35 protein-coding genes are annotated in these 24850 nt (G+C 59.5%); 24 read left to right on the top strand and 11 right to left on the bottom strand.

What is annotated here, in order from left to right; translation table 11 throughout:
• Nucleotides 1-105: 105 nt before the first annotated feature.
• Genes EJA70_RS09845 through EJA70_RS09835 form a run of 3 tightly spaced genes read left to right on the top strand, consistent with a single transcriptional unit; the run spans nucleotide 106 to nucleotide 919 of the window.
• Nucleotides 106-432, top strand: a complete 327-nt coding sequence (locus EJA70_RS09845) for a hypothetical protein (protein WP_158830624.1) — start codon at nucleotides 106-108, stop codon at nucleotides 430-432.
• Between the two features lie 2 nt (nucleotides 433-434).
• Nucleotides 435-674 carry a hypothetical protein gene (locus EJA70_RS09840; protein ID WP_256677655.1) on the top strand — a complete coding sequence of 80 codons (240 nt, stop codon included), beginning with the start codon at nucleotides 435-437 and terminating at the stop codon, nucleotides 672-674.
• Nucleotides 671-919, top strand: coding sequence for a hypothetical protein (locus tag EJA70_RS09835; RefSeq protein ID WP_158830622.1), 249 nt, complete (start codon nucleotides 671-673; stop codon nucleotides 917-919). Before EJA70_RS09840 ends, EJA70_RS09835 begins: the two co-directional genes overlap by 4 nt.
• On the opposite strand, the gene EJA70_RS09830 is transcribed toward EJA70_RS09835, so the two are convergent.
• From EJA70_RS09830 to EJA70_RS09795, 8 genes are all read right to left on the bottom strand, one after another.
• Nucleotides 903-2087, bottom strand: a complete 1185-nt coding sequence (locus tag EJA70_RS09830; protein WP_158830621.1) for an Arm DNA-binding domain-containing protein — start codon at nucleotides 2085-2087, stop codon at nucleotides 903-905. The two genes, EJA70_RS09835 and EJA70_RS09830, sit on opposite strands and share 17 nt — an antisense overlap.
• 266 nt (nucleotides 2088-2353) lie before the next feature.
• Nucleotides 2354-2605, bottom strand: a complete 252-nt coding sequence (locus EJA70_RS09825; protein ID WP_158830620.1) for a hypothetical protein — start codon at nucleotides 2603-2605, stop codon at nucleotides 2354-2356.
• A 63-nt stretch (nucleotides 2606-2668) separates the two neighbouring features.
• Nucleotides 2669-2962, bottom strand: a complete 294-nt coding sequence (locus tag EJA70_RS09820) for a hypothetical protein (RefSeq protein WP_158830619.1) — start codon at nucleotides 2960-2962, stop codon at nucleotides 2669-2671.
• A 15-nt stretch (nucleotides 2963-2977) separates the two neighbouring features.
• Nucleotides 2978-5776 (bottom strand): toprim domain-containing protein, encoded by a 2799-nt coding sequence (locus tag EJA70_RS09815; protein ID WP_158830618.1) that lies wholly within the window; start codon nucleotides 5774-5776, stop codon nucleotides 2978-2980.
• Nucleotides 5777-5778: 2 nt separating this feature from the next.
• Nucleotides 5779-6012: a hypothetical protein gene (locus EJA70_RS09810; RefSeq protein WP_158830617.1), complete on the bottom strand. Its 234-nt coding sequence runs from the start codon at nucleotides 6010-6012 to the stop codon at nucleotides 5779-5781.
• Nucleotides 6013-6086: 74 nt separating this feature from the next.
• The gene (locus EJA70_RS09805; RefSeq protein ID WP_158830616.1) at nucleotides 6087-6452 is read right to left on the bottom strand and encodes a hypothetical protein; all 366 of its coding nucleotides are present in this window, start codon (nucleotides 6450-6452) and stop codon (nucleotides 6087-6089) included.
• Nucleotides 6449-6922 (bottom strand): YmfL family putative regulatory protein, encoded by a 474-nt coding sequence (locus EJA70_RS09800; RefSeq protein WP_158830615.1) that lies wholly within the window; start codon nucleotides 6920-6922, stop codon nucleotides 6449-6451. The genes EJA70_RS09805 and EJA70_RS09800 overlap by 4 nt, the downstream gene beginning before the upstream one ends.
• Nucleotides 6923-6951: 29 nt before the next feature.
• Nucleotides 6952-7164 carry a DNA-binding protein gene (locus tag EJA70_RS09795; protein WP_158830614.1) on the bottom strand — a complete coding sequence of 71 codons (213 nt, stop codon included), beginning with the start codon at nucleotides 7162-7164 and terminating at the stop codon, nucleotides 6952-6954.
• Nucleotides 7165-7206: 42 nt separating this feature from the next.
• Between EJA70_RS09795 and EJA70_RS09790 the strand changes: the two genes are divergently transcribed.
• Nucleotides 7207-7599 carry a helix-turn-helix domain-containing protein gene (locus EJA70_RS09790; RefSeq protein ID WP_256677654.1) on the top strand — a complete coding sequence of 131 codons (393 nt, stop codon included), beginning with the start codon at nucleotides 7207-7209 and terminating at the stop codon, nucleotides 7597-7599.
• 102 nt (nucleotides 7600-7701) lie between these two features.
• Nucleotides 7702-7887 carry a hypothetical protein gene (locus EJA70_RS09785; RefSeq protein ID WP_158830612.1) on the top strand — a complete coding sequence of 62 codons (186 nt, stop codon included), beginning with the start codon at nucleotides 7702-7704 and terminating at the stop codon, nucleotides 7885-7887.
• Nucleotides 7888-7942: 55 nt separating this feature from the next.
• Here the strand turns inward: EJA70_RS09785 and EJA70_RS09780 are convergent, their stop codons facing one another.
• The 3 genes from EJA70_RS09780 to EJA70_RS09770 all read right to left on the bottom strand — a co-directional run bounded on the left by EJA70_RS09780 (nucleotide 7943) and on the right by EJA70_RS09770 (nucleotide 11099).
• Nucleotides 7943-8200, bottom strand: coding sequence for an ogr/Delta-like zinc finger family protein (locus EJA70_RS09780; protein WP_064392752.1), 258 nt, complete (start codon nucleotides 8198-8200; stop codon nucleotides 7943-7945).
• Nucleotides 8201-8275: 75 nt separating this feature from the next.
• Nucleotides 8276-9118: a phage portal protein gene (locus EJA70_RS09775; RefSeq protein WP_256677659.1), complete on the bottom strand. Its 843-nt coding sequence runs from the start codon at nucleotides 9116-9118 to the stop codon at nucleotides 8276-8278.
• Nucleotides 9057-11099, bottom strand: coding sequence for a terminase large subunit domain-containing protein (locus tag EJA70_RS09770; RefSeq protein WP_158830610.1), 2043 nt, complete (start codon nucleotides 11097-11099; stop codon nucleotides 9057-9059). The genes EJA70_RS09775 and EJA70_RS09770 overlap by 62 nt, the downstream gene beginning before the upstream one ends.
• Nucleotides 11100-11261: 162 nt before the next feature.
• On the opposite strand from EJA70_RS09770, the gene EJA70_RS09765 reads away from it, so the two are divergent.
• From EJA70_RS09765 to EJA70_RS09680, 19 genes are all read left to right on the top strand, one after another.
• Nucleotides 11262-12188 (top strand): GPO family capsid scaffolding protein, encoded by a 927-nt coding sequence (locus EJA70_RS09765; RefSeq protein ID WP_158830609.1) that lies wholly within the window; start codon nucleotides 11262-11264, stop codon nucleotides 12186-12188.
• Between the two features lies 1 nt (nucleotide 12189).
• Complete coding sequence (locus tag EJA70_RS09760; protein WP_064392744.1) at nucleotides 12190-13209, top strand: phage major capsid protein, P2 family; 1020 nt, start codon at nucleotides 12190-12192, stop codon at nucleotides 13207-13209.
• Nucleotides 13206-13928 (top strand): phage terminase small subunit, encoded by a 723-nt coding sequence (gpM, locus tag EJA70_RS09755; RefSeq protein ID WP_158830608.1) that lies wholly within the window; start codon nucleotides 13206-13208, stop codon nucleotides 13926-13928. Before EJA70_RS09760 ends, gpM begins: the two co-directional genes overlap by 4 nt.
• A 97-nt stretch (nucleotides 13929-14025) precedes the next feature.
• Nucleotides 14026-14487 carry a head completion/stabilization protein gene (locus EJA70_RS09750; RefSeq protein WP_158830607.1) on the top strand — a complete coding sequence of 154 codons (462 nt, stop codon included), beginning with the start codon at nucleotides 14026-14028 and terminating at the stop codon, nucleotides 14485-14487.
• Entirely contained in the window at nucleotides 14484-14933 is a 450-nt protein-coding gene (locus tag EJA70_RS09745) for a phage tail protein (RefSeq protein ID WP_158830606.1), read from the top strand. Before EJA70_RS09750 ends, EJA70_RS09745 begins: the two co-directional genes overlap by 4 nt.
• The gene (locus EJA70_RS09740) at nucleotides 14923-15603 is read left to right on the top strand and encodes a virion morphogenesis protein (protein WP_158830605.1); all 681 of its coding nucleotides are present in this window, start codon (nucleotides 14923-14925) and stop codon (nucleotides 15601-15603) included. Before EJA70_RS09745 ends, EJA70_RS09740 begins: the two co-directional genes overlap by 11 nt.
• A gap of 11 nt (nucleotides 15604-15614) precedes the next feature.
• Nucleotides 15615-16730 carry a DUF2586 domain-containing protein gene (locus EJA70_RS09735; protein WP_158830604.1) on the top strand — a complete coding sequence of 372 codons (1116 nt, stop codon included), beginning with the start codon at nucleotides 15615-15617 and terminating at the stop codon, nucleotides 16728-16730.
• Between the two features lie 6 nt (nucleotides 16731-16736).
• Nucleotides 16737-17186, top strand: a complete 450-nt coding sequence (locus EJA70_RS09730; RefSeq protein ID WP_158830603.1) for a phage protein — start codon at nucleotides 16737-16739, stop codon at nucleotides 17184-17186.
• Nucleotides 17186-17395 (top strand): TraR/DksA family transcriptional regulator, encoded by a 210-nt coding sequence (locus EJA70_RS09725; protein WP_158830602.1) that lies wholly within the window; start codon nucleotides 17186-17188, stop codon nucleotides 17393-17395. Before EJA70_RS09730 ends, EJA70_RS09725 begins: the two co-directional genes overlap by 1 nt.
• Nucleotides 17395-17691, top strand: a complete 297-nt coding sequence (locus EJA70_RS09720; RefSeq protein ID WP_158830601.1) for a hypothetical protein — start codon at nucleotides 17395-17397, stop codon at nucleotides 17689-17691. Before EJA70_RS09725 ends, EJA70_RS09720 begins: the two co-directional genes overlap by 1 nt.
• Complete coding sequence (locus EJA70_RS09715) at nucleotides 17688-18221, top strand: lysozyme (RefSeq protein WP_158830600.1); 534 nt, start codon at nucleotides 17688-17690, stop codon at nucleotides 18219-18221. The genes EJA70_RS09720 and EJA70_RS09715 overlap by 4 nt, the downstream gene beginning before the upstream one ends.
• Nucleotides 18221-18736: a lysis system i-spanin subunit Rz gene (locus EJA70_RS09710; RefSeq protein WP_158830599.1), complete on the top strand. Its 516-nt coding sequence runs from the start codon at nucleotides 18221-18223 to the stop codon at nucleotides 18734-18736. Before EJA70_RS09715 ends, EJA70_RS09710 begins: the two co-directional genes overlap by 1 nt.
• Nucleotides 18733-19023: a putative phage tail assembly chaperone gene (locus EJA70_RS09705; protein ID WP_158830598.1), complete on the top strand. Its 291-nt coding sequence runs from the start codon at nucleotides 18733-18735 to the stop codon at nucleotides 19021-19023. Before EJA70_RS09710 ends, EJA70_RS09705 begins: the two co-directional genes overlap by 4 nt.
• A 23-nt stretch (nucleotides 19024-19046) precedes the next feature.
• The gene (locus EJA70_RS31360) at nucleotides 19047-19187 is read left to right on the top strand and encodes a hypothetical protein (protein ID WP_371924543.1); all 141 of its coding nucleotides are present in this window, start codon (nucleotides 19047-19049) and stop codon (nucleotides 19185-19187) included.
• A 5-nt stretch (nucleotides 19188-19192) separates the two neighbouring features.
• The gene (locus EJA70_RS09700) at nucleotides 19193-21178 is read left to right on the top strand and encodes a phage tail tape measure protein (RefSeq protein WP_158830597.1); all 1986 of its coding nucleotides are present in this window, start codon (nucleotides 19193-19195) and stop codon (nucleotides 21176-21178) included.
• Entirely contained in the window at nucleotides 21175-21492 is a 318-nt protein-coding gene (locus tag EJA70_RS09695) for a DUF2590 family protein (RefSeq protein ID WP_158830596.1), read from the top strand. The genes EJA70_RS09700 and EJA70_RS09695 overlap by 4 nt, the downstream gene beginning before the upstream one ends.
• On the top strand, nucleotides 21489-22661 hold the full coding sequence (locus EJA70_RS09690; protein WP_158830595.1) for a baseplate J/gp47 family protein: 1173 nt from the start codon (nucleotides 21489-21491) through the stop codon (nucleotides 22659-22661). Before EJA70_RS09695 ends, EJA70_RS09690 begins: the two co-directional genes overlap by 4 nt.
• Nucleotides 22658-23182 (top strand): phage tail protein, encoded by a 525-nt coding sequence (locus tag EJA70_RS09685; protein ID WP_158830594.1) that lies wholly within the window; start codon nucleotides 22658-22660, stop codon nucleotides 23180-23182. The genes EJA70_RS09690 and EJA70_RS09685 overlap by 4 nt, the downstream gene beginning before the upstream one ends.
• Before the next feature lie 9 nt (nucleotides 23183-23191).
• Nucleotides 23192-24850 carry a phage tail protein gene (locus EJA70_RS09680; RefSeq protein ID WP_158830593.1) on the top strand — a complete coding sequence of 553 codons (1659 nt, stop codon included), beginning with the start codon at nucleotides 23192-23194 and terminating at the stop codon, nucleotides 24848-24850.

Below are 24850 nucleotides of genomic sequence, written 5' to 3'. Positions count from 1 at the left end.
TTTTTTCGCCACGTGGCAACCAGTCCCCCCGGCTCTGGTCTACCATTGCCTCACTGTCTGGTCGATGCCAGCATCGCCTTTTACTCGAACAGGGAACACCCGTGCATGTCTGAAGCTTATGAGGGCCTGGCCACCGTTGTGGTGATCGCCCGTTATCTGGGGCAGGACCCGATCGAGCGGACCACGCTCGAATGTCCCGTGCGCTTGAGCGATGCCGGCACTGGAAGCGCCCGTATTGAACTGCAGCAGTATTTACAAGGACCCAAGGCGGCCAACCTGCTGCGGGTAATTTTGCCTGATGGGCACATGCTGCAAGGGCAATTGATCGATGGCTGTAATGAGCCCGGCGGCGGTTGGCTGCTGATCAATATCGGGCCATTCGAGCTGACGCCTGAGCCGTCGGCCAATGCCAATGTTTGGAAATGGGAGTGAACATGGCCGATACATTGGCGGCACTGCACCTGCCGAACGCGGTGGAGGTGCAAACCCTGAAACTGCTGCACCAAATCGAGTTGGCGCACACGGCGGACGATCTGTTTCGCGCCAGTGATCGCGCCGAAGGTTTCGTGCTGGGCCTGGAGACGGTCAAGGTACTGAACGCGGCCAGTATCGAAGGTTTGTACAAGACCTTCGAGGCGGCCGCCACGGCGCGGCGTCAGGAGCACGCACAGTGATCGGCGAAGGCATTCACGAAGAGGTATTGCGCGCGCTGGTCGACCAACACGCCGTGCGCGAATGCCTGGTGGCCAGGATCGACGGTGGCCCCGACTGGGGCCTGTCGATACGCCTCGGCGGCAGCGGCGCACGCTGGGTGCCGGTGCGCTCGCGACGTGAGTCGCTGCGCACCTGGGCCAGCCTGACCGCCGTGGGGCGTTTTGCCGACAGCGTCGGGCTGAGCGGATTCAGTGTAGAGCTGTAACCGGTGACAGCTTCAGGGCCATTTGAAGCATGCCGACCACGTCGGGTCCGTCCTCGTTGATCCATGTCCCATAGTGTTGGCGGATCATGTTGCCATTGGTATGGCCCATCTGTTCAGCGATCCAGTCGATTGACGCCACACCGGTGGTCAGCAACTGGCTGGCGTAGGTGTGCCGGCATTGCCCGGGCCCCCGATAGCGAACGCCGGCAGCCAGCAAGTGCGCCTTGAAAAAGCGATCGCGCACCACGAAGTCGTTGGCGTGCGGCAGGCCGCTGTGGCTGTTGAGGAACACAAAGTGCAGCTTGTGTTGCCGCACCGTCTTGTTGTCCCGCTCGACGATCTCCACGGTTTCCGCCTTGCGTTTGCGCGTCAGCGCATCGATCTTGCGCAGGGCGTCCCACGCCGGTGCCAGCAAGCGCACCCGGCGCATCGATCGGCGGGTTTTCGTCACCCGGTAAGCGCCGCGCACCTTGGAGCGGCGAAAGGTCACCGTGCCTTGCGCCAGGTCGACATCTTCCCAGGCCAGGGCGATCGTCTCGGACACGCGCGGGCCGGCCCATAACATGAACTGCACCATCAGCAGTTCGTGGGTGCGGTGGGTGGGGGTGTCGAGGATCTGTTTGATTTCCGCCCGGGTGAACGGGTCCGGGGCTTCCGGATCGGGCAGGCGCACCATCAACCCTTCGGTCGGGTCGTGCGCGACCTTCATCCGCGTGCGGTACAAGCGAAACACCTGGCGCACGTTGCTGATGATGTCGCGGATGGTCTTGTTCTTCAGGGTCTTCGACAGCGTGTCCTGAATCCACACCTGCAGGTCGAGGTGATCGATCTGGTTGATCTGCACCTTGCCCCAGCGGGGTCGCACATGCACTTCGGCCTTGTTCGCGTAACCTCGGTAGCTTGAGGCCGCGACACTGTTGGCCTTGATCTTCAACCACAGGTCCAGGTAGTGGCCGAAAGTGTTTTCTACCAGCCGGGCCGAGTTCGGAAAGTGCCGGGCGTAATCGAAGGTGCCGGTCTGGATCTCGTATTCAATGATGTCGGCCAGGCGCTTGGCCTGGGCCACAGTCGCCGGCGTGTTGCTGCCCGGGACCGTTTCCCGGCATTTCTCCCCGTTGTATTGAAAATAGATTCTCACGGACTTGCCGCGAGCTTCGACCCCACTCATGTAAACCCCTAACGCTGTACTCGTATATCGACAGTCTGACGATCGGAAACAAAAAGGCCCGTTTCCGGGCCAAGTATCTGCAAGCGTGTCTTCTGGTGGACGCGGCTTACGGTTTGGGCCTGTTCTGGCGCAGATGGGCGTTCAGTAGCTGACGCCGGCGACTGCAGGCCTGGTGATTGCCCTGGGCGCGCCACTTGCCGCATTGGTCGCATACGCTGGTGAGATCGATGTTCCAGGGAAAACGCCGAGACGGTGTTACGGTCGGGTCATTGGTCATGGCGTGGTTCTCCCCGGGTGGCAGGGCGGGCGAGCACCTGGCTGATCAGGGCGGCATCCGTGTCGCTCAGGTCGCCCAAGGTGCTGGCCATCTGGCTGAGGCTTTCCAGGCGGGTGCGGGCTTCTGGGGTCTTATGCACCAGGTAGCCGATGACGGCGGCGCCGATGATCGCGGTCGCCACCAGGTGCCGCGCCGGTGTGGTAGCCTTCGTGCCGCTGCTGCTGGGGTTCTGTGCTTGCATGGTATGGTCCTCGTAAGTGGTCGGGTGTCGAGGAGCTGCAACTCCTCGGCACTGTTTTTAAGATCAGTCCTTTCGTGCCAGGTGGATCACCAGGCCGTCAAAATCCGGCTCATGTTCCACACATGATTGCCATTCCAGTACCCGCAGGATTTGTTGCCGGCTGCAGTCGTCCACCAGGATCTCGCGCTGGCCAGCGGCGACCCGCACTTCCAGAATCTGCAGCAAGCCGTCCTCGCCGTAAGCACCGGCCTGAATGATCGGAGCGCTTTGTCCGGTAAATTCCAGACGGCTTTGCACCCATTGGAGCTTGCTGGTTTTGCCGTCGCCGGCATTGCCCATCAACACTTGGATCTGCATCGGTCTTGCTCTCCTTTACGCCTTGAATGTCCAGCACTTGACCGTGGTCGGTCGGGGTTGTGAAACCGGGTTACGGTGGTTGAACGCGGCGCGCACGGCGCTGTGCACAGCCTTGTTGCTGTCGAGGAATTTGCGCGAGCGCGACTCCTTGAGCAGGTCGCGCAACGTGGCCACGTCGGCCAGCTTCTGTTTGTGTTCGGCGGCGCGCTCGCAGAATTCGTTGAGGTTGATGGCGATCACGGTCGGATCACTGCTGTGGTCGACCACCGGATCTTCACTGAGGGATTCGAGGTAGTCGTAAACCTCCCAAAACTCGGCCACGGCCGGGTGGTCGGAGCTGATCGACGCCTGGCGCTCGATGGCCATGCGCACGATCTGCCGCTGCGTGGCAGCGACTTGCGGATCACTCAGTTTCAGCACCAGGCGCAGGCCGTCCAGCAGCGAGAGCAGTTGTGCGTGGTTCTTGCTGATGCGCTCGACACGGATGTAGCCGCGCAGGTCATAACCGCAGCTGCTGCAGTTACCCTGGTCGCTGATATAAGCCGTGCTGCAGGCAAAACAATGGGTGTGCAGACGGCGCAGCTTGGCTTCATGTTCCGGCATGCGCTGGGCGAACAGATCGAGCACGGCGGATTCTTTGCCCACCGCTTTGAGCAGAAAATGACTGAGGGTGGCGCCATCCAGCGCGTTCAACTGATCAGCGGCCGCACGGCTTTCCGGGGTGACGGTCGGACGCACAAAGTGCAGTTTGACGATGCGCGTCATGATCGCTTCGTGAGCCACCACGGCGGCGTTCTGGCTGATGGCAATCGTTCCGCGAAAGGGTGGTTCGTAGGTCTCGTTGCCGGCAGTCTTCACGCCTTTGGTGGCCAGGGTGCCGCCGCCGTAGAAGTCTTTCAGCTCGTCCCATTCGAAGGTTTTCGCGTGTGCCCGATCGTCACTGTGGCGATCGGCCTCGAGGAACACCACCGGCATGCCGGAGACCTGGCCCATCAGGCGCGAGCGCCCCGCCTTGGTCGACTTCATCGGGTCGAAGCCTTCATAACCTTCGCGGCCGAGCAGTTTCCACAGCAGGTTGAGCAGGGTGGTCTTGCCGGCGCCGGCTTCACCGGTGGCCTCCAGAAATGGGAAGGACTGGTAACGTGCGCGGATCTGTTCGCAGAACAGCGAGCCGAAGAAGAACACCAGGGCGACGAAGCCCTGGGCGCCGAAGCAGGTCCACAGCAGCTTTACCCACTGCTCATTGAAGTCCTTGCCGTCACGTTGCAGCTTGATCGGCACACCTTTCTGCAGGGTTTTCAGGCGCAGCTTGCCGAACTCGAAATAGTCTTCGCTGTTAACCTTGTAGGTGCTGCCGTCCTTGATTGCGATATCGCCGTAGACGTAGCAGGCGTACTCCTTGCTGTAGCCGACGTAGTCGATCGTTGAAACGGTTTTGATGCCGAACAGCTGATCCTTCATCAGCTTGTCGAGCTGCTGGCCGCTGCCGGTGAACATGGCGCCGGCGGCCATGCCGAGCAGACGCTTTTTGAATTCGCTGGCCGCTGACAACTGGCCGCTGGTGAAAGTGTTTTTGACGCTTTCCGAATCGTGCGGGAAGTCCACGCGCAGGTAATACCAGGACTCGTCGGTCACCTCGTTACGCTGGAAGTACAGGGCTTGCGGGTAGCAGTTGGCAATCTCGACGACACTGCCGGATTGCTGCAGCGCCTTTTCGCGCTGCTGCGCCTGGTTGAGCAACTGGTCGTCGTGGTTGTCGCTGTCCTCGATGTCGGACATGGCTCGGTTGAATTTCTCCATGTCCAGCTTGAACCAATACAGGCGGCTGCCGAAGCCCAGGTGAAATTCACCGCGCTTGTTCCAGTCGTACATGAGCAAGGCTTTTTCAGCGGCACTGTCTGCCAGCAGCAGGGCGCCCAGATGCCGCGCCTGCTTGAGGTCGGTAGCGATCTGTTCGGCACGCTTGGCATCGTCCTGGATGAAGCTCCAGCGCTGATGCAGATCGTTCCAATCAGCCTTGCGCCCGTCGCGCTGCGAGATCTGCGCGGATTCGCAGACGAAGCCCAGGGCGCGGGCTTCACGGACCCAGCGCCGGGTGTAGGCGTTGGCGCTCGGCTCGTTATCCAATGCCCACACCAGCTTGGGCAGCTTGCCGCCTTCACGGATTTTGATCAGCGCCTTGAGTGAGTCCCCCGGGAACGCATTGGACGACATGGCCGACACCGCTGCTATGTCGTTGTGCACCAGGGCGATGGCATCAAAGATGCCTTCCACGATCCAGATTTCCTTGACCTCGAGCAGGTCGACGCAAGGCGGGCACCACCAGACGCCGCGATAGCTGTCCTTGGATTTGAAGCGCGCCTTCATCTTGCCAAAGCGGTGCGGCTGATCGATCAGACGTTCCCACCAGCCGCCTTTCTCCAGAGCGAAACGCACCGTGGCGCTGCCGGCGTTGTGTTCAGGGGAATAGAAACTTTCCTGCGTGAACCAGCCCTGAATCAACTCAAACCGAAAGCCTCGGGCGTATTCCAGATAGGCGCGCGCGGTGGCGTTGGGGTGCTGGTCGGTCGCCGGCGCGCGCTTGCTCCAGTCCTCAAACAGATCGTCGTACAGCTCTTTCACGTGCAGCGTGTGGCCGCACTTTTCCGGGCGACCACAGATCACCATCCAGGGCGTATCGAAACGGGAATACAGCTCCTTTTTCTTGCACTTGGGGCAGGTGCCGCCGCGCATGTAGTCGGTGCCCGTGCGGTGCTTCAATCCGAAGTCGAATTGGAGGCGTTGCAACACGTCGTGGCGAAGATCTTCTTTCATGATTACTTCACTGCTTTGAGGCTGAGGGAGAGGGCTGCCATCAGGCGTTTTTGCGCAGCCATCACCGGGGTTCTTTCCAGAATCGAGCTGTGCCGTTTTTCTTGTGGGACATAGCGGTATTCATCCGCGTACCAGTAGTTGTTGAGGCTCAAGCGGTACTGCTCACGCATCACAGCCAGAAGCGCTTCGGCTTCTGCAGCTGGCAATTGGGTGGTCAGAATCACAGCGTTTCCCATCTTGAAACCTCGATTTCAGGCGCAGCTCACCCAAACCCACAGGGTGTGGGGCAGGCGTTCGTTAGGGGGTGGTGTTACGAACTGGCTAAGCAGAAACGGCCAATGTCTGGCGCGTTGATGATTCGCTCGTAGATCAGGCTGACCGGCACGGCCCATTGACTGCCGGTGACTGGGTCAACGATTACGGTGTGCGTCGACGTGCTGCTCTGGATGTTCAGGCGTTGCCGATCGCGAACGGCGACCATGGTGGTGCCAGCGAGGTGAACGATTTTTTCAGCGACCTGCGTTTGCACGTCGTAGTCTGCAACCAGGTGTTGAACAGCCCGGCTGAAGAGTTGCTGATCGTCGCTCAGGTGTTCGCAGTGGTGACGCTCAAGAAACCCCAGCGCGGCGCTCTGCAGGACATCCTGGTATTCCGGTACTGCAGGCAAATTATTCATTGAGCCTTTCCTGCGCGGTAGAGAGCGATGGCAGCCAGCACTTCTGCGTGCCTTGCTGCTACGTGGAGGTTATGCGCGTCCATGATGAATTCAGCTTCTTCATCACTGATAGAACCGTCTTCTAGAGCGGCGGCAATTGCTTGATCAACACACCCTCGCTTTGCAGAAACCTGCACGGAGCGTTTGTAGAGTTCGACATTGTCGAGCGTTTCAGGATCGGCCACCGGTACGAACAGTCCCCCATACATTGACGCGACGTACGTGGGGAAGTGCTGAGTTCCACAGTCCTGCTCAAGCATGAAAACTTGTAAGTCGCTGAGGGGGCTGCAACCAGCATTTTCGTAGGCATGGTTGTCGAATTTTTTGAGCTTCAGACCCAAGCGCGCAGCAGCGGCTTCGCGTCCGCCGGCGTAACTGCGGATGATCTCGCTCATGACTTGTTTGCGCGTGTCTAGGATTGGACTTTTCAACTTCTACTTTTCCCTGTTGGCCCATGCCATTACTGTTCGATCACACCTTGTTTGACGCCTAATAAAACGGCGGCTCGGTGTGCCTCCCCACGGCGACATTGGCTCTGTCCACTCAGCACCGCATAAACGGTGCTGGGACTCAGGTTGTGCAAAGCAGCAAAATCTTTCGCGGACTGACGGCGCTTCTCCAGCGCTTCACGGGCTTTTTTGCGGGCTTGCTCGGTGATGCTTGTGTTCGGCATAGTGCAAATCTCTGCGTTTTCGTGTGATGACGAGCGCAGGATGTGGCAAAAAACTGCCAATGTAAATATGCGAGTGGAAAAATATTGACTCTTTCTGAAGAGATCGGCGCCAGGCTGCGGGAACTTCGCGCCAATGCTAGCCTGACTCAAGATCAACTGGCTGAAAAACTTGGCGTGTCTAAACGTACCCAAGGCAACTACGAATCGGGTGCGAGTGATGCGCCTGCGTCCTACCTGAGCCTTGCTAACTCTCTGCTCGATTTTGACGTTGCGTATATCGTTCACGGATCGCGAAAGACGTTGGCGAATGAAGCACTGACGGAAGTCGAAGACTGTTTGGTAAAGCAGTTCCGAAGCATTCCAGAGGATGACCAAAAGGCTATTCGCCGCATCCTTGAAGCGATGGCCGACGACGTCGCCAGGCACCGGTCTTAACTCGCAACAATCCCGCACAGTGATTGGGGTATCTCTTATTCCAATGCAGTTGCGCACCCCCCATAAAGTCCATTCAGCAATGCACTTTATGGAGTAGTTAGCATGTTGGATCGCAAGAAGAACGATCACATCAACCTCGAACACGCCGGGTCGGAAACTACCGTACTCACGGACATTGAGCGTCGACTGATCGATCTGTATCGCCGGCTGAGCCGCATTGAACAGCAACAGATTCGTCGCGTGGCCGAGATACTGGCAATCAACCCAAAGGAGAAAGTAGAGGGCTGACCGTCATTCCTTGAATGATCCCGATCGCCGGCGCTATAGCGTTGGCGGTTTGTAACTATGCTACCGCCTGCGATCCCAACTGCTCGAAAAGCTCCCGCTGCTTCGCTCGGGGCATTTCCCGCAAACGATCGATCAACATCCGCTCGAATGTCTGCGATGACGGACTGAGCGTGTGCGAGAACGTCAGATTTGCCACCCATGTGTGCCCGCACTTTGCGTCCAGGCACTGACAGTACAGTTTTACAAAGGCTCTGGTTACCTCTTCCCGCGAGGCAATCCGGCCCTTGTGTCCGCAATTGCATACAACTCTCATTGTGTCCCTCCCCAGGGGCAGCTTATCGCCACCATATTGCCACAATATGTAGTGGCTTTCCCTCCATCTGGTTACTCACGTAGTGGTATCCACTGCTTCAGGAATAGGCTTCCAGCTAAAGCGCCTGTCTTCTCGCAGCTTGTCATTCAGTTGGTTAAACAACTGGCAGATCGGCCGGATTTCGTTGCTGGTGTACACGCGATCGATCTTTTCGATGTCCCCGAAACCACCGGTGTTTTCCGGGATGATGCCGGCCAGTGCCGGGTTCATACGCCAGGCGGCGATAACGTCGTTTCGGGTGATGTTCTTCACCTTCTCCAGTTCGTCTTTCGCCTGGAAGTCACCCACGGGGATGATCTGGATCGCGTTTTCTTTGCCGTTGGGGATGTTGACGAACATCGAGCGGAAGTTGCCCACGCCCTTGCTGGCACTGATCTGTGCGCGCAGCTCGTCTTCGTCCTCTTCGGTCAGGTCAGGATCGTTGGTGTAGAAGATGTAGCCGGCGTGCGCGCCGTTGCTGTAGTACCGACGGCGGAAGAGGGTGGCCGCTTCATTGAGCAGCAGCGCCTGCAGGCCGCCCAAGTAGTCCGGTATCCCGTAGATGTTCTGTTCCACGTCGTAGTCCAGGACGTGTGAAATCTCGTGCTGTTCGAACTCCAATTCCTTGTTGTCGGGTAGCAGCATCACGAAACCGCCGTCGACCTTTACCCGCATGTTGATAGCCGGAAGGTGTTGCAGCTCCAGCACTTGGCCGAACGCATTGGTGTCGTTGTAGAAATACGATTCGCCAAACACCATGTAGTCCAGCCCGGCGCGCCCCATGGTCTCAGTGCTGCAGCCGGCCGAAGGGATGAACTCACGCAACAGCAGGTTGCGTTTGAATTTTGGAATGGCTCCGTGGTGCGCGTTGGCGCGCAGAAGCTTGGCCAGACCAGCCCGTGAAACCGGAGGTTTGTAGATCTTGCCGTCGTCGCTGGGGAACACGCCCACGTACTCGCCGATGTTGCCGGACAGCACCTGTTCCGGCTCCCCGAACGTAAACGAGCGCATCGGTTGCTGCGTTGGTTGGGCTACGTGTTGCTTTCTGCGCTTGCGGTTGGCCATGGCTGCTCTGGTTACTCGTGACGTAGCGGCTGCGACGCCGCTTGTTGGTGTTCAAAGGTTCGTTGGACAGGGCGTGCATCACCGCCCAGGCAATGTCGGCGTGACCGGTGGCTTCGGTACGCGATGCGCTGTAGGTGATCTGGCCACTGTTGGTGGCGCCTCGCTTGATGGTCAGGAAGGCCTGGGCGATGTCCGTCCACCCTGCGTCCCACTCGATGCGACTGCCTTGGATCGTGTCCTGGGCTTTGAGCACCAGGGCGTTTTTCGCCTCAAGGCTGTAGTGAATCGGTGTCGCCTTGGCGTAGAAGTCGCGCACCAGATCGAACACGCCGTAACCCACGCCGGTGACGTCAATGCCGATGTGCTGGACGTTGAAGCGCTCGGTCAGCTTCTTGACCTGTGCAGCCTGGTAGGTGAACGAGTGGCCACGCCAGCTGTGCTTCTCCAGAATCCGGAATTTCGCCCCGGGTTCGAGTGGCGGCGCGATGACCACACAGGTGGCGTCGTCGCGGGTGCGGCTTGGGTCGTAGCCAAGCCAGACCGGGCTGTTGCCGAACGGTCGATCCAGGTCCGGGTTGTAGTCGTCCCACAACGATAGGTCCGAGTAGCAGCGTTCCAGATCCTTGAGGCTGAATGCGCTTTGGGTGCTGTCGATGAACTTGCAGTAGAACAGCTGCTGAAATTTGTCTTCGTCGTACTCCAGCTGCAGCTGCTCCAGGTCGAACAGATCGCAGCCGCCGGCGATCGCATCGTCCAGGGTGATCGTCTTGCGCCACTGGCCGTCCGGACACAGCGCGCCCTGTGTGTAGGCCGCTTCGCTCGGCCACACACCGCCGGCCTTCTTGCCGCGTTTGCTGTTGCGGAATTCCTCACCTGACCAGAATGGGTACGCCTGGTGCGACACGGCGCTGGGCGTCGAGAAATAGGTTTTGCGCCACTTCTTGTGTGTGCCCATGGCGCTGGCCACGGTGCTGAGTTTTTCGAAGTCGCGGATCCAGAAATATTCGTCCACGTAGACGTGGCCGTGGTAGCCCTGGGCGGTGCTGCTGTTGGTGCTGAGAAAGCGCAGTTCGGCGCCGTTACTCAGTGTGATCGGATTGCCCGTAAGCTCGATGCCGAACCACTGCTGGGCGAACTGGATGATGTAACTACGGAAGATCTCGGACTGCGATCGGCTGGCTGACAGAAACACCTGGTTGTCACCGCTCAGCACAGCGTCCATGAACGCTTCGCCGGCGAAGTAGTAAGTCAGACCGACCTGACGGCTTTTGAGGATGTTCCGGACACGGCGAGTCAGTGGGTTCTGTTTCGCCTCGAACAGCTCTTTCTGGTAGCCGTACATCTTCGAAATGAATTTATCGAGGAAGTCCACTTCGGTCAGGCCACTGACGTCGTTTTTCGCCTTTTTTTCGCGCTTCTTGCCGCCGCCTTCGCCTCGTTCACGACGTTGACCAGGCTGGCGTTCGCGAGGCTCGTCCGGTGCGTCTGACGGCGCTGCCTGTGCAGGCTTGGCCGCAAGTTTTTTCAGCCGTTCAAGCAGGCTTGTCAGCCGCTCCAGTTCGTCCAGTTCGGCTTTCGTCAGCGGATAGATCTTTTCCAGGATCAGGGTTATTCGCCGGTTGACCGCGCTCAACGGTTCTTCATCCGTCAGCATCTCGTCCCAGCCGCCTTGGCGGATCCAGTAATAGACGATTCGTATGTTGGGCAGCTTCAAATGCGCATGTATTTCCTTCACCGAACAGCGGCGCAGGTAGAGGCGTTTTGCGGCTTCTTTAACTTCGGTCGGGTAGTTCATGGGCCGCAGTCTATGCGGCGAAAACCCCGGAAACGCGGAGTTAAATGCTGCGATCCGCCTATCTCTCGAAAATAGGAGAACCCTGAGTTTCAACCGTTTGTTTGGCGGTAAACGGCTCCCTATCGTGGCGGCTCATTCAGCGATTGAGCGCAGTCACCACTCATGCCCCGTTCCCTTGTCTCCTATTGGAAACGTGTAGCCACCAGCGGCCCGACCGTCGATGGCCGCGAGATCCTTCCCCAGGAACTGCGCGACATCGCCGAGACCTACGCGCCGACTTTGTACACCGCCGTTATCTGGTGTGAACACGAACGCTGGTTCGGATCCCACGGAACGGTTTTCGCTGTGCGCTTGGTCGAAGAGGGCGACGATTTGGAACCTGGCCAAGTCGCCCTTGAAGCGCAACTGAAGCCCAACGACAAGCTGCTGCGCCTGAATGACGCCGGCGAAAAACTGTTCACCAGCATCGAGATCAAGCCGAATTTCCGGGGCCGTGGCAAAGCCTACATGACCGGTATCGCCGTCACCGACGAACCCGCCAGCGTCGGCACGCAGGAACTCTACTTCTCCAGTCGCACCAGCCGCGATGCGTACTACGCCGCATCCCAAGAACTCGGCCCTCTGCGCGAAACCGAAGCGCAGGGCGAGATTGGCCGCCTTGTCGGCATGTTCACCCGCCTGTTCAAGCGTTTCGGCATTGATGACACCGCCGCTGAAACCACTCCGCAAACCCCAACCGAGAGCAAACCCCCAATGGATGAAGCTACCGCAACGGCTTTGAAAGCCCTGCTGGCCCAGCTGCTGGTCGTCGCTGCCGGCATTCAGGCCGTGATTGAGCCTGCTGCCGAAGATGCGCCAGAACCCGATCAAGCCACGATCGATGACGTAAGTGCGGCAGTCGACGAGATCGTTACCACCGCCGAAGAAGAACGCGAATTCAAGCGTAACGGTGGCGCTTCCAATAAGGCCGTCTTGGCAGCTTTGACGAGCCTCCAGAAGCAGTTCACCACGCTGCAAAACACGTCCACTGGACGTCAGCTGCCGCGCTCCACCGGCGCAGCCGACAAAACCAAAGCGCGGGTACTCTGACATGGCCCGTTCCCTGAGCGCTTACGGCGCGAAAATGTATGCGGCGATGCAGCTGGCTATGGCCGAGACCTATGGTGTCGAGCTGTCCAGCAAGATGTTCAGCGTTGAGCCGTCCATCACCCAGGAATTGAACGACGCCATCACCGCCAAGTCGGACTTCCTTTCGCGCATCAACGTCATCGGCGTGAGCGAAATCAAGGGTGAGAAGGTGTTCATCGGTGTGTCCGGCCCGGTGACTGGCCGTACTAACACCAAGACCACCGATCGCGAGGCGAAAGACGCCTCCGAGCTGGACAACACCACCTACGAACTCTCGTCCACCGAGTCGGACGTGGGTCTGCCGTACGCAAAAATCGACGCCTGGGCCAAATTCCCGGACTTCCATCAACGTTACTCGGCTGCTGTGCAGAAACAGATCGCTCTGGACCGCATCATGGTCGGCTTCCACGGCCTGAAAGCCGCTGCGCAGACTGATATTGCCGCTTACCCAATGCTGCAGGACGTGAACAAAGGCTGGCTGCAACAACTGCGCGAGCAAGCCCCACAGCAGGTACTCAAGGAAGGCAAAACCGCTGGCAAAGTAATCCTGGGGCAGGGCGGTGATTACGCCAACCTGGACGCTCTGGTGCATGACACCAAGCAAATGGTGGACGAACGTCTGCGCGATGGCGGAGACCTGATCGCCATTATCGGCACCGACCTGTTAGCGGCTGACAAGGCCAAGCTGTACGCCAAGCAGGGTGATACACCCACCGAAAAAGAGCGCATCGAGGACGCCCAGGTGATCGCCACTTATGGTGGTCTGCCAAGCTTCAGCGTGCCGTTTTTCCCGGTTAACGGCGTACTGGTCACCAGTTGGGACAACTTGTCGATCTACTTCCAGGACTCCAGCTGGCGCAAGCAAACCGTAGACAACCCGAAACGCTCCCGCGTCGAGGATTACAACAGCCGCAACGAAGGCTACGTGATCGAGCAGCTGGAAAAGATCGCGTTTACCGAAAACGTCGAGTTGGCCGCATGAGCCTGGCCCTTGCCCACAAGCGCCGTACTTTGGCACAGGGAACCGCTGCAGTAATCGCTGCAGCCGCCGCACCGCAGGCGTATTCGCCGGCGGAAGCCCTGAGCAGCCCGGCCAACGCGAAAAAGCACCTGCTGCTGATGGAAGCCTCTCTGGATCAGGATCTGCAGCGCCTGAGCGATATCAAGGGTCTCGCCGGGCGTCAGGCACTCAAGCGTGAGGAGCTGTTGCCCAAGTACCAGGATTTCATTCAGCGCTACATGGACTCGGATCTGGTGATGCCGAATCGCGTTCTGGTGCAGGTGATGGTCTGGCTGTTCGACACCGAGCAGTTCGAAGACGGCCTAGCACTCGCGGACTTTGCGATCGGGCAGGGGCAGGAGATGCCCGAGCGGTTCAAACGTCGCGACGTGCAAACCTTCGTTGCGGACGCAGTGATCGACTGGGCTTACGCCGAATACAACGCCCAGCGCAGCCCGGAGCCGTACCTGTCCGATCTGCTGCCTCGCGTCGACGGTGAATGGGAGCTGACCGAACAGATCCCGTCCAAGTACCACAAGTTGATCGGCATGCGCGCCATGGAGGCCGAGCAGTGGGAAACCGCGCTCCAGCACCTGGAACGTTCCACCGAGCTGTACGCGAAAGCTGGCAATGAGACGCGCATTGCGAAGTGCCGCAAGGCGATCGCCAAACAAACACCCGCCGTGACCGGCGCCCCATAACCGACTACCCCCCCAGCGGGGAACTGTGGACGTGTGTCTGCCATTCATGGCCAGCCCCACGAAAAGCAGTTTCCCCGCCCTATTTGAGTGGCCAGCAATGAGCAGCTTTTCCGGGAACCCAACCACCTTTGTGGAACAGACAATCGAGAACGACGGCTTTTGGCCGAACCTCTCTGTGTCCGAGTTCCAGAAGGGCTACCGCCTGCCGGCGGAGTTCTTGGGCACGTTGCTGGTCGACGCCCTGAGTATTGCCATGGCCGAGGTCAACACAGACCTGGCGAAGCTCAAAAACCGCTGGCAGATCCTCGGCTTTACCAATGTAGAAGCCGCCGAACTGTCGTCGCCTGAACGTGTGCTGCGGGTCAGCTTGTACAAGCGCGCCGTGTATTGCCGCGCCAAGGCCGGCGCGCTGCCTCAATTCGCGTCCGTGACCCGGCGGGAAAGCGCCGAGAACACCGCGAAAGAAGCACCTGAACTCAAGGAAACGTTCTTGGCATTCAGCCAGGCGGCCGTGCGCGTGCTGCAAGGCCGTGGCCGCATCACGGCGAAGCTGCTTTGAACAAGCTGCAAGGTTTAACCGCGTACCTTCGCGACCGGCGCCTGGTCGAGCCTGAGCAGCTCGACAGCTTTACCGAGCAGGTGAAGCTTGTGCTGGTCTGGAAACCCGACGTCGACGGCATGCACTTTGCCGACATGCACTATCGCGCCGCGATTGTCCTGGAGCGTTTCGCCGACCATCCGGCGCGCCTGATGGCGTTGGTGGGCAGTTGGCTGGAAAACCACGACTCCGATCGCGATCGGCACGAATTACCCGCACCGGAATTCGCCGTAGAGCCGCTGGATAACGATCTGTTCGACGTGGAAATCACGTTGGAATTCGTAGAGCCGCAATACTTGGCTGAGGATCCTGCCGGCGAGATTGAGGCCTTCGGCAAGTTGTGGGCGTTCATCCCGTTTGACCTGTGGGTTGCCGAGCGCGGCGAGGTGGCCACAGGTGAGCGCTAATCCGTGTGACCTCGATGTCAGGGGCTTACTCAACGTCGACGCCCAACTGGCGCTACTGGAGCTGCCGCCAGTGCTGCGCCGGCGTCTGCTGAACAACGTGACCAAGCGGGTGCGCTCGATGAGCCGCAAACGCCAGCGCGAGCAGCAGAACCTCGACGGCTCGTCTTTCGCAGAACGGAAGGGATCAGCCAAGGGCAAAAAGAAGATGGAAGCGGGTCTGGCCAAGCTGCTGCAGGTTACCCGCGTCAATGCGGACGGAGCCGAACTGGGCTGGAAAAACGCGCTGACGCGTTGGGTCGCCACTCAGCAGCACAACGGCGCCACCGAGCGGCGTACTGCTGCGCAGATGAAGCGCTGGAACAGCGTTCCACCTGGCATCGCCTGCACTGACAAACAAGCCAAACGCCTGCGCAAGCTCGGATTCAGCGTTCGGCAGAAGGGCAAGAAAAAGCCGACACGGCCTTCAGTAGCGTGGATTCAACAGCATGTGAATTACGCCAAGGCGGGGCTGCTGATCCGCATTTTGAACAACGAAAAAACCGAGTCGTCCGGCGCGCAAAGCTGGGACATCACCCTGCCAAAACGTCAGTTCCTCGGCGTGGCAAGCGGTAATGAAACCCGCGAGCTGGTTAACCAGGTCTTTCAACAAATCCTAACTTCACCCCGCTAACGAGGCACTGCATGGCACTCGGTCAAGTCACCGTCGACAATCTCAATCTGGGCCAGGGTGCCGTGACTGAGATTGAGCGTTACTTTCTTTTCATCGGCCCGGCCGGCAAGAACGTCGGCCAGTTCATCGCGCTGAACACCGACAGCGACTTGGACTCCTCCCTGGGCGTTCCGGCCAGCGATCTGAAAACCCAAATCACCGCCGCCCGCTTGAACGGTGGTCAGCGCTGGGCCTGCGTCGCGGCCCCGATCAGCGCCGAGGGCGACTGGGAAACCGCGCTGGAAAAAGCCCAGCAACAGGGTTTTTCCGTGGAAGCCGCGGTAATCACCAAGCCTGTCACCACGGCCGCCGAGCTGTCGGACATGCACGACGCTGCAATCGCTCTCAACAACAAGTACGGACGCCGCGTATTCGTCATGGCATCGGTTGCCGGCATCACCGCCGAGCAGACCTGGGCGCAGTACGTGAGCGAGCAAAAGGCGCTGGTGGCGGATTTAGCCGCGCCGCGTGTTTTGCCGGTGCCGCAACTGCACGGCAACGACCTCGGCGTTCTCGCCGGGCGCCTGGCGCATTCCTCCGTGAGCATCGCGGACAGTCCGATGCGTGTAGCCACCGGCCCAGTGTTGGGCCTTGGTCCTGTGCCAATGGATGGTGAAAAAGTGCCGCTGCCTTCGGCTGTGCGCAGCGAGCTGGATCGAGCGCGTTTTTCTGTGTCGCAGACCTATCCCGATTACCCGGGCGTGTATTGGGGTGACGGCAACATGCTGGACACCCCCGGCAGTGACTTTCAAGTCGTCGAGTACCTACGCATCACCGACAAGGCCGCTCGCCAGATCCGCCCGTTGCTGATTCGCCGCGTAGCCGATCGCCGCTTGAACAACACCCCCAACAGCATGGCCGTCAACACCAACCAATTAATGGCGCCGCTGCGTGCCATGGCCAAGTCCGTCAAGTTCAACGGCGAAGTCTTCCCCGGCGACATCGAGCCGCCGAAGGACGGCGACCTGGTACTGGAATGGTTGAGCAAAACCAAGGTCGCGGCCTACATCAAGCTCAAACCCCTCAACTGCCCGAAAGACCTCACGGCAAACATTGCCCTGGATCTTTCCACTGACAAAGCGGAGTAACGCCCCATGGCAAAAATTGGCGGCAAGAACTTCGACGTGAGCCTGGGCGATATCGCGCTGCACGTTGAAAGCTGCACCTTGGACATCACCGACAACTCGGCCGTGGCGCAAACCCGGGGCGTGCCTGACGGCTACGTGGACGGCGACGTGGCCGCTGCCGGTGAACTGGAACTGGATAGCTCCAACTTTGAGTTGCTGATCGATGCAGCGAGATCGGCGGGAAGCTATCGCGAGCTGAAACCGTTTGATGCGGTGTTCTTCGCCAAGGCCGGTGAAGACGAACTGCGCGTGGAGGCGTTCGGCTGCAAGGTGAAGATCTCCAGTCTGCTGGCGATCGACCCCAAGGGTGGCGAGAAGACCAAACACAAGGTGCCATTCGACGTCACCAGTCCGGACTTTATCCACATCAACGGCGTTCCCTACCTGGCTGCGGCCGAGATCGAGGGGCTTCGGTAATGGTGGACTGGTTCGACCGTGCCCAGGAACTGGAGCAGCGCCAACGTGACCAGGCGATCAAGGCCCAGCTGCTGAAACCTGTGCCGGTCGGGCCAAGCCTGACCCATTGCCAGGACTGCGATAAAGAAATCCCGCCCGCGCGCCAGGCGCTGGGCGGCAAAACGCGGTGCGTCCCGTGTCAGACGGGCCACGAACAGAGTAAACGCTGATGACGACTGAAGCCGCACGCCTCGGATCGCTGGAACAGAGATTTGCCGTTTTCGAACACCGGCTGGATGAGCTGGCAGATCGGCACGAAACCGTCCCCACCCGAGTTACCAGGTTGGAGCAAGGATTCGAACACATGGCCGGGCAACTGTCGGAACTCAACGCCGGTCAGCAGACCCTGACGGGCGCGGTGAACGACATCGGCGCGAAGGTAGGCCGTTTGCTGACCATTCTCACGCTGGTCGGTGCTGTCCTTCAAATGGTCGTGCCGGCACTGCTGCGAGTGCTATTTCCATGAGCTTGCGCGGCAAGATTCAGGCCGGTGTTATCGCGTTGGCCAGCGCTCCGCTTGTGATCTTCCTGGGCACCTGGGAAGGCAACGGCCAAAACGTCGTTTACCCGGATCCGCTCGCCCGTGGTTTGCCAACCGTGTGTAAGGGCATCACCCGACACACCAGCCATTTGCCGGTAGTGGTCGGTGATTACTGGTCGCCCGAGCGATGTGCCGAGGTGGAAAAACTGGTGATTCGCAAAACCCAGCTACAGCTTGCTGACTGCATCACCAATCCCAACGTGGGCCAGAACACCTTTGACGCGCTGACCAGCCACGGCCACAACTTTGGCGTGCCAAGCACCTGCGCGAGTCGAGCGGTCGCGCTGATCAACGCGGGTCGCATCAGCGAAGGCTGCAACGCGTTGGCGTGGGCAGCAGATGGCAAGACACCGGTTTGGGCCTTTGTCACCGATACCACGGGCAGAAAGCGCTTCGTTCAAGGTTTGCACAACCGCCGACTGGCCGAGTCTCGGCTTTGCGCGGCCGGCCTCTGATGCTGCGCGAATGCCTCTTTCTCGTCGTGGTGTGTCTGGTCGTTTGGATCGGCTTCGACACGCTCGAAGGCCAGCGCGATGACGCCAGGCGCGAGCGCGACAGCGCGCAACGGGAAGTAAACGGCCTACGTGAAGCGGCCCGCATCACCGGTGAAATGCTTGCCGAACGGGACGCAATCGACCAACGAAACACCACGGAATTGACGCATGCACGTACTGAAATCGAGCGCCTGCGTGGCGATGTTGGCGATGGCACTCAACGGTTGCAGATCCGCGCCAACTGTCCCGCTTCCGGATCTGTGCCCGCCACCGCCGGCACCGCCCGCGTGGCTGTTGCAGGCAGCGCCGAACTCGCAGCAGACGCTCGACCGGATTATTTCACCCTCCGGGATCAGCTTGCCTTAAGCCGGCAAATGATCCTTGGGCTTCAGCAATACGCCCTTGATGTGTGCCGGCGATCGCCGGCGCACCAGGGAACCACTTTACCCAACCTCAAAAAGAGAGCTGCCCCATGAGCCAACAGAACACTGAAATCACCCTGGAAGTCGGCGAACAGGAATTCACTTTCAACCTGACTGCGGCTGACGTCACCAAGTACTTCAACGCGCTGACCCAAACCAACAAGGTCGCCCCAGGCAACAACCTGTTGATGACCACTGTGATGCAGGAACACAAAACCGTCCTGAAACCGCTGCTGGGCAACCCGGTCATGGTGATGCAGCTCGCCGGCGCGCTGCTGGAAGAGTACGGCCCGAAGGTTGAGGTGCTCGTAAAAAAGCACTCGGCCACGCTGAGCGCTTAAGCGAAAACGGCCTGGGCCAGTTGGTGGCCCTGACGAACCACTGGCTACCTGGTGCCGAACCCACGCCCGAGGCGATGGGGACGGCCAAGTGGCTGGAGGACGAACACTGGAGACGCATGGAGTTTGCCGTGGCTAACGGCATCGCCATTGCGCTGAACGGGTAACGACATTGGCAGACCAAAGCGCCCGCCTTGCTTTCATTCTGAGCCTGACCGACAAGGTCACCGCGCCATTGGGTCAGGTGCAAGCGGCCTTTTCCGACCTTGCCGATCAGAGCGAGCAACACATCAAGACAATCGGTGTGGGCTTGGCCGGGCTGACCGCCGGTGTGGTCGGGATCCGCGAATCCATGGAACCCGCGCTGGAGGTCAATCGCGCCCTGGGCGATGTCCGATCGCTGGGCGTCGCCGAAGATGCGTTGACGGCGCTGAACACCAAGTCGCTGGAGTTCGCCGTGAACTACGGCGAGAACGCCAGGGACTTTGTGGCCTCGGCGTACCTGATCGACGGTGCGATCAAGGGGCTCGCGGGCAACCAGCTGGCCACGTTCACCAACGTCAGCAACCTGCTGGCCAAGGCGACCAAATCCGATGCCGAGACCATGGGCGAATACGTGGGCACGCTTTACAACTTGCAGAAGTCCCAAGCCGATGCGATGGGAAAAGGCGCGTGGGTGGAGAAACTCGGCGGGCAAACCGCATTGGCAGTGCAGCTGTTCCGCACCAGCGGCGCCGCGATGAAAGACGCTTTCAAGGAGGCCGGCGCGATCGCGACGACCTCCGGCGTTGACCTGGCTGAGCAGATGGCGGTGATTGGCACATTGAGCAGCACGATGGAAGGCGGCGACGCCGGCGGACGCTACAAGGCGTTTTTCGAGAACATCGGCGCGGCGTCGGAAAAGCTCGGCATGAAGTTCACCGATCAACAGGGAAAACTTCTGCCGATGATGAGCATCCTGGACAAGCTCCAAGGCAAGTTCGGCGACCTCACCACTGCCACGGCGTCAGCCAGTCTGGTAGAGGCGTTCGGCGGTGAAGGTGCGCAAGTGATCGGCGCTCTATTCAAGGATTCAGAGCGGCTGCGCAGCGGCATCGAGCAGTTGGGCAAAGTGCGCGGGCTGGAGAATGCCGAAAACATGGCCCGAGCGATGGTTGATCCCTGGCAGCAATGGGCCTCGCTCGTTGATGTAATGCGCGTCGTCTTCGGTCAGGTACTGATTCCAGTGCTGACACCGTTCATGAACAAAATGGTGGATATCGGCAAAACACTGGTTCGCTGGTCGCAGCTTTTCCCCAACATCACCCGCGTGATCGGCATCACCGCGCTGACCATCATGGGCATCGTGACCGCGTTGTCTTTGCTAACGGTCGTGGTGGGAGTTTCCCGGATGGTGTGGCTTAGCCTGGTGACGGTCTGGAAAGTCGTCCAGTTGCTGAATCTGCGCACCGTTGCCGGGTTCGTCCTGCAAAAGCTGGCGATTCTGGCGTACATGGCGGTGATCTACACATTGAGCGCTGGTCTGGCTCTCATTCGCGGCGCAATGCTGCTGTGGCAGGGCGCCATCTGGTTGGTCAACGCGGCATTGCTTGCCAACCCGCTGGTGTGGATCGTTGTCGGCGTTCTCGCCCTGGTAGCCGTCATCGTCGCGGCGGTCTATTACTGGGACGAATGGACGTCAGCCCTGATGAACACTGCCGCGTTTCAGTTCGTCGCCGCGCAGTTCCAGAAACTTTCTGACTGGTTCAACTCTGTGGGCGGCTGGTCTGGCATGGTCAAGGCCGCGTGGGACAGCATCGTCAGCGTTTTTCAGACGGCCATTAACGGCCTGATCGAGCTGATGAACAGCATACCGGGCGTGAACATCGAGGCGCGTTTCGGCGGTATGCCCGAAGTGCCCGGCGTGGATGCTGCGACCAACGCCGCCGACACCGCCAACGCCGCGCAGAAAGCCCAGCAGACCATTAACGCAGCAATCCCCAGCCTTTCGCCTGCGCGCCCTTCAGCGGTGCCGCCCGGTGGTCTGTTGACCAGCATTCAGAACAACAGCAACAGCCAGAACAAGGGCACGCATGTGGAGAACGTAAACATTCACACCGCTAAACCAATGAACCCGCTGGAGGTGGAAAACATGGTCGCAATGGCGGTGGGCGGATGAGCGAATACGTAGATCTGCTGATCGTCGACAACGACCTAGCCCTGGATCCCTCGCATCAGCCATTGCTCATTGATGACCGCGCCTGCATCGCCCAGGACATCGCGCACATGATCCGCGACAGCGGTTTATTGGTTGTCCTGGTGGCAGAACGTGATCGCTTGAAGCAACGCGACTGCATTCAGCGTCTGGAGCTGCTGGTAGAAGACGACGTGCGTCTGGTACCGGGAACAGCGCGCATCACCCAACAGGAGCCAGGCACCTACATGGTCACTGCCAAAACCATCAAATTTGGATCGATTGAGGTAAGTCTGTGAGCGTCGATTTTAAAAAGGTGGTCGCCGATGCGGGCATTCCGACCACCGAGGCGGGATTGAAGGCTGCGTGGGAAAAGGAGGTCGAAGCCCAGGGCGCCAAGGTGGCCAACACCAGCAGTTATTCACCGTTCTGGCGGGTAATGACCGCACTGGTGACCAAGCCGGTTCTGTGGCTGCTCGACTTCCTTTGCATGACCGTGCTGCCTAACTTCTTTGTTAAAACTGCGGTGGACGCATGGCTGGATACGCTCGCCTGGGCGGTGAACGTCGAGCGCAAGGGAGCCACCAAAGCCCAAGGGAGATTGCTGTTCACCCGGGCTACGCCTGACGGTGTGATGGAGCTGGAAAAAGGCATTGTCGTGCAGTCAGCTGCGATCAACGGCAACGTCTACAAGTTGATGACCACTGCGCCCGCGACGTTCATGCAGGGACAGATCCAGCTGGAAGTCCCGGTGGAAGCGATCGAAGCCGGTAGCGGCTTCAATCTCGCCCCGGGTTACTACGCGATTCTGCCGGCGCCGATCCCCGGCATCGTCCAGGTGGTGAACAAGGACGGGTGGCTGGAGTCGCCAGGTGCGGATCCGGAACCCAACGATCAGTTGCGCTTGCGCGTGCGCAACCAATTTTCGGCGGTCAATCAATGGCACACCGACGCGGTATATCGCGCCATGATTTCCGCGTTCCCTGGCGTGCGTCCGGACGGTGTCTATTTCGAACACGGCGCTCCACGTGGGCCGGGCAGCGCGAACGCCTATGTGCTGTTTGATGCCAGCGTGCCGGCGGACACTTACCTGGAACAAATCAACTCGCACATCCGTGATCAGGGCAACCACGGCCACGGCGATGATCTGCTGGCCATGGTCATGCCGGAAGTGCCTGTGGCTGTGGCCATGAATCTCTGGCCTCAACCCAACCTGAGCGCTGAACAGATCAATACTCTGAAAAGTGAGGTCGAGTTGTTCATCCGCGCAGCGTTCCGCGAAAGCACGCCCCGCGACTTTCAACCGACGCTCACTTACCCACAGTCGCGATTCAGCTATAGCCGACTGGGGGAGGAACTGCACCAGCAGTTTGCCGATATCGCCTCCCTTCGATTCATGCCCGGCGTTGATGTTGTCAGCGGTCTGAACATCCCGCGTTTGTCCTCGGTGAAGGTGAATCTGCAATGACCAAACTCAAACTGCCGTTCTGGCTTGGCGGCACCGAGCTGTCAAAACTGGTCGCTGCTGCACAGGCTTGGTGGGAGACAGTCACCGGCTGGCTGCGCTGGCCGTATTCGCAGATCGATCCGGACATCTGCCACATGAGCATTCTTGAGCTTTGGGCTTGGCAGCGCGACGTGACGCGATTTCAGGGCGAGCCCGAGGCGTTATTCCGATTACGGGTGAAACACGCTTTTATCAACTCCGTGGATGCGGGCAGCACCGCAGGCATGAAGCGCATTTTCGAACGCCTCGGCGTTGGTTATGTGGAGATAGAGGAGCGCCAGCCCGATCGGGATTGGGACGTGGTGCTACTGAAATTCAGCAACGCTCAGCTTTCGCTGAATCCTGAACTGTTGCGCGTCCTTATCCAGCAGTACGGCCGAACGTGCCGTCGGTACGACTTCGTGACCATCACCCCCGTGGGGCTGCAAATCGCCCTGATCGACTTCAACGACGACCAGCAAACGCTGGTTGCCAGTCTCTAGGAGCGCACCTTGAGCGCCAGTATTACCTTGGCCGGTGAAGGCCAAATCGCCCTGAAACAAAGTCAGAAAAAGTCCCTGATCGTCACTCGGTTTATTTTTGCCAATGTGCCCCAGTTGAACCCGGAAACACCGGTGGATCGGGCCGCCGGCAAACCGCCAGCGGCGCAGATAGTCCACGTCTACGACATCCCCGAGGAAAATCGCGGGTTCGTGAATCCGAACCAGGTTGTGTACAGCGCCCAGTTGGGGTCTGACATCGGTGACTGGGACTTCAACTGGGTCGGTCTTGAAGACGCGGACGGTCTGCTGTTCGCCGTGTCCTACGTGCCGCTGCAACAAAAACGCAAGAACATTCCGCCGTTGCAGATCGGCAACAACGTTACCCGCAACTTTCTAGTGGCCTATGACGGGGCCATGCAGCTGACGGGTATCACGATCGATGCAAGCACCTGGCAGCATGACTTTACGGTGCGCCTTGCCGGTATCGATGAGCGCGAGCGCCTGAGCAATCGCGAGGTTTACGGCCGCGCGTGCTTTTTTGGTAACTCGCTCGTATTCGGAAAGAGTGGAAACGGATTCCAACTGGGGGCTGGCACAGCGTACATCGAAGGTATCCGCGTATTTTTGGCAAAACCCTTGCCGCTCACCGGTGTAATTCCCGCTGGAAAAATCACACTCGACGTTTGCCTGGAGCGACATTTAAACGATCGAGTGCCGACGTGGAAAATTGTCTATGGCGAAAAGGCCGACTACACCGACGCTGCCGGCGTGCGCCATTACTGCATCCCGATTGCCCATTACACCTCTTCAACGGCTTTCTGGGATGAGCGTCAGCCCGAGTCAATCGCCGGGCCGCTGATCCAGCACTTCGCGGCACGAGATGGCGACTACGCGAATCTGCGCGCCCGTGGCACGACAAAAGAAGACGTCGAGCTGGAAAACCTGCCCAACGCCAAAAGTGATGATCCGGATACGAACAGCAGCGAGATTCTGGCGACCACCGCCGCCCTGAACAGACTGAAAACACAAGTCGGAGATTCAATGGCCGGAATGGTCGCTCCATTTGCGATGGACGTCCCTCCACCGGGCTGGCTCAGGTGCAACGGTGCCGTGGTGTCTCGCACGACCTACGCCGCACTGTTTGCGCGCATCGGCATTGTGTTTGGTGAGGGTGATGGTTCCACGACCTTCGGCGTGCCGGATCTGCGAGGCCTGTTCCTTCGTGGCAAAGACGACGGGCGCGGCCTGGATCCTTCGCGGGTGCTTGGCTCCTTTCAAGACATGCTGATGCAGTCCCACACGCACACCGCTACTGCCGCTGCCGTTGGTGACCATGTCCACAGCGCATGGACGGATGCACAAGGTAACCACGCTCACCGGGCTTGGACTGATGCGCAGGGCAATCACTCCCACAGTGCGCCAGGTGCGCCAGGTATCGGCCAAGGCGCGGGAGGGCCGAACACCATCAGGCAGGCCGCTGGTGCACAGGAAACGTCTTGGGCCGGACATCACCAGCACACAGTCGGAATGGATGCCGCCGGTAACCATGCGCACAACGTCGGTATTGGCGGCGGGGGCAACCACACCCACGGCGTGACCGTCGCTGCTGCCGGCGGAACCGAAACGCGGCCGAAGAACATGGCCTTACTTTTCTGCATCAAGTATTGA

The organism is Pseudomonas sp. PB103 (assembly GCF_009764635.1).
GTDB lineage: Bacteria > Pseudomonadota > Gammaproteobacteria > Pseudomonadales > Pseudomonadaceae > Aquipseudomonas.
This window is presented reverse-complemented; position numbering and strand designations above follow the sequence as displayed.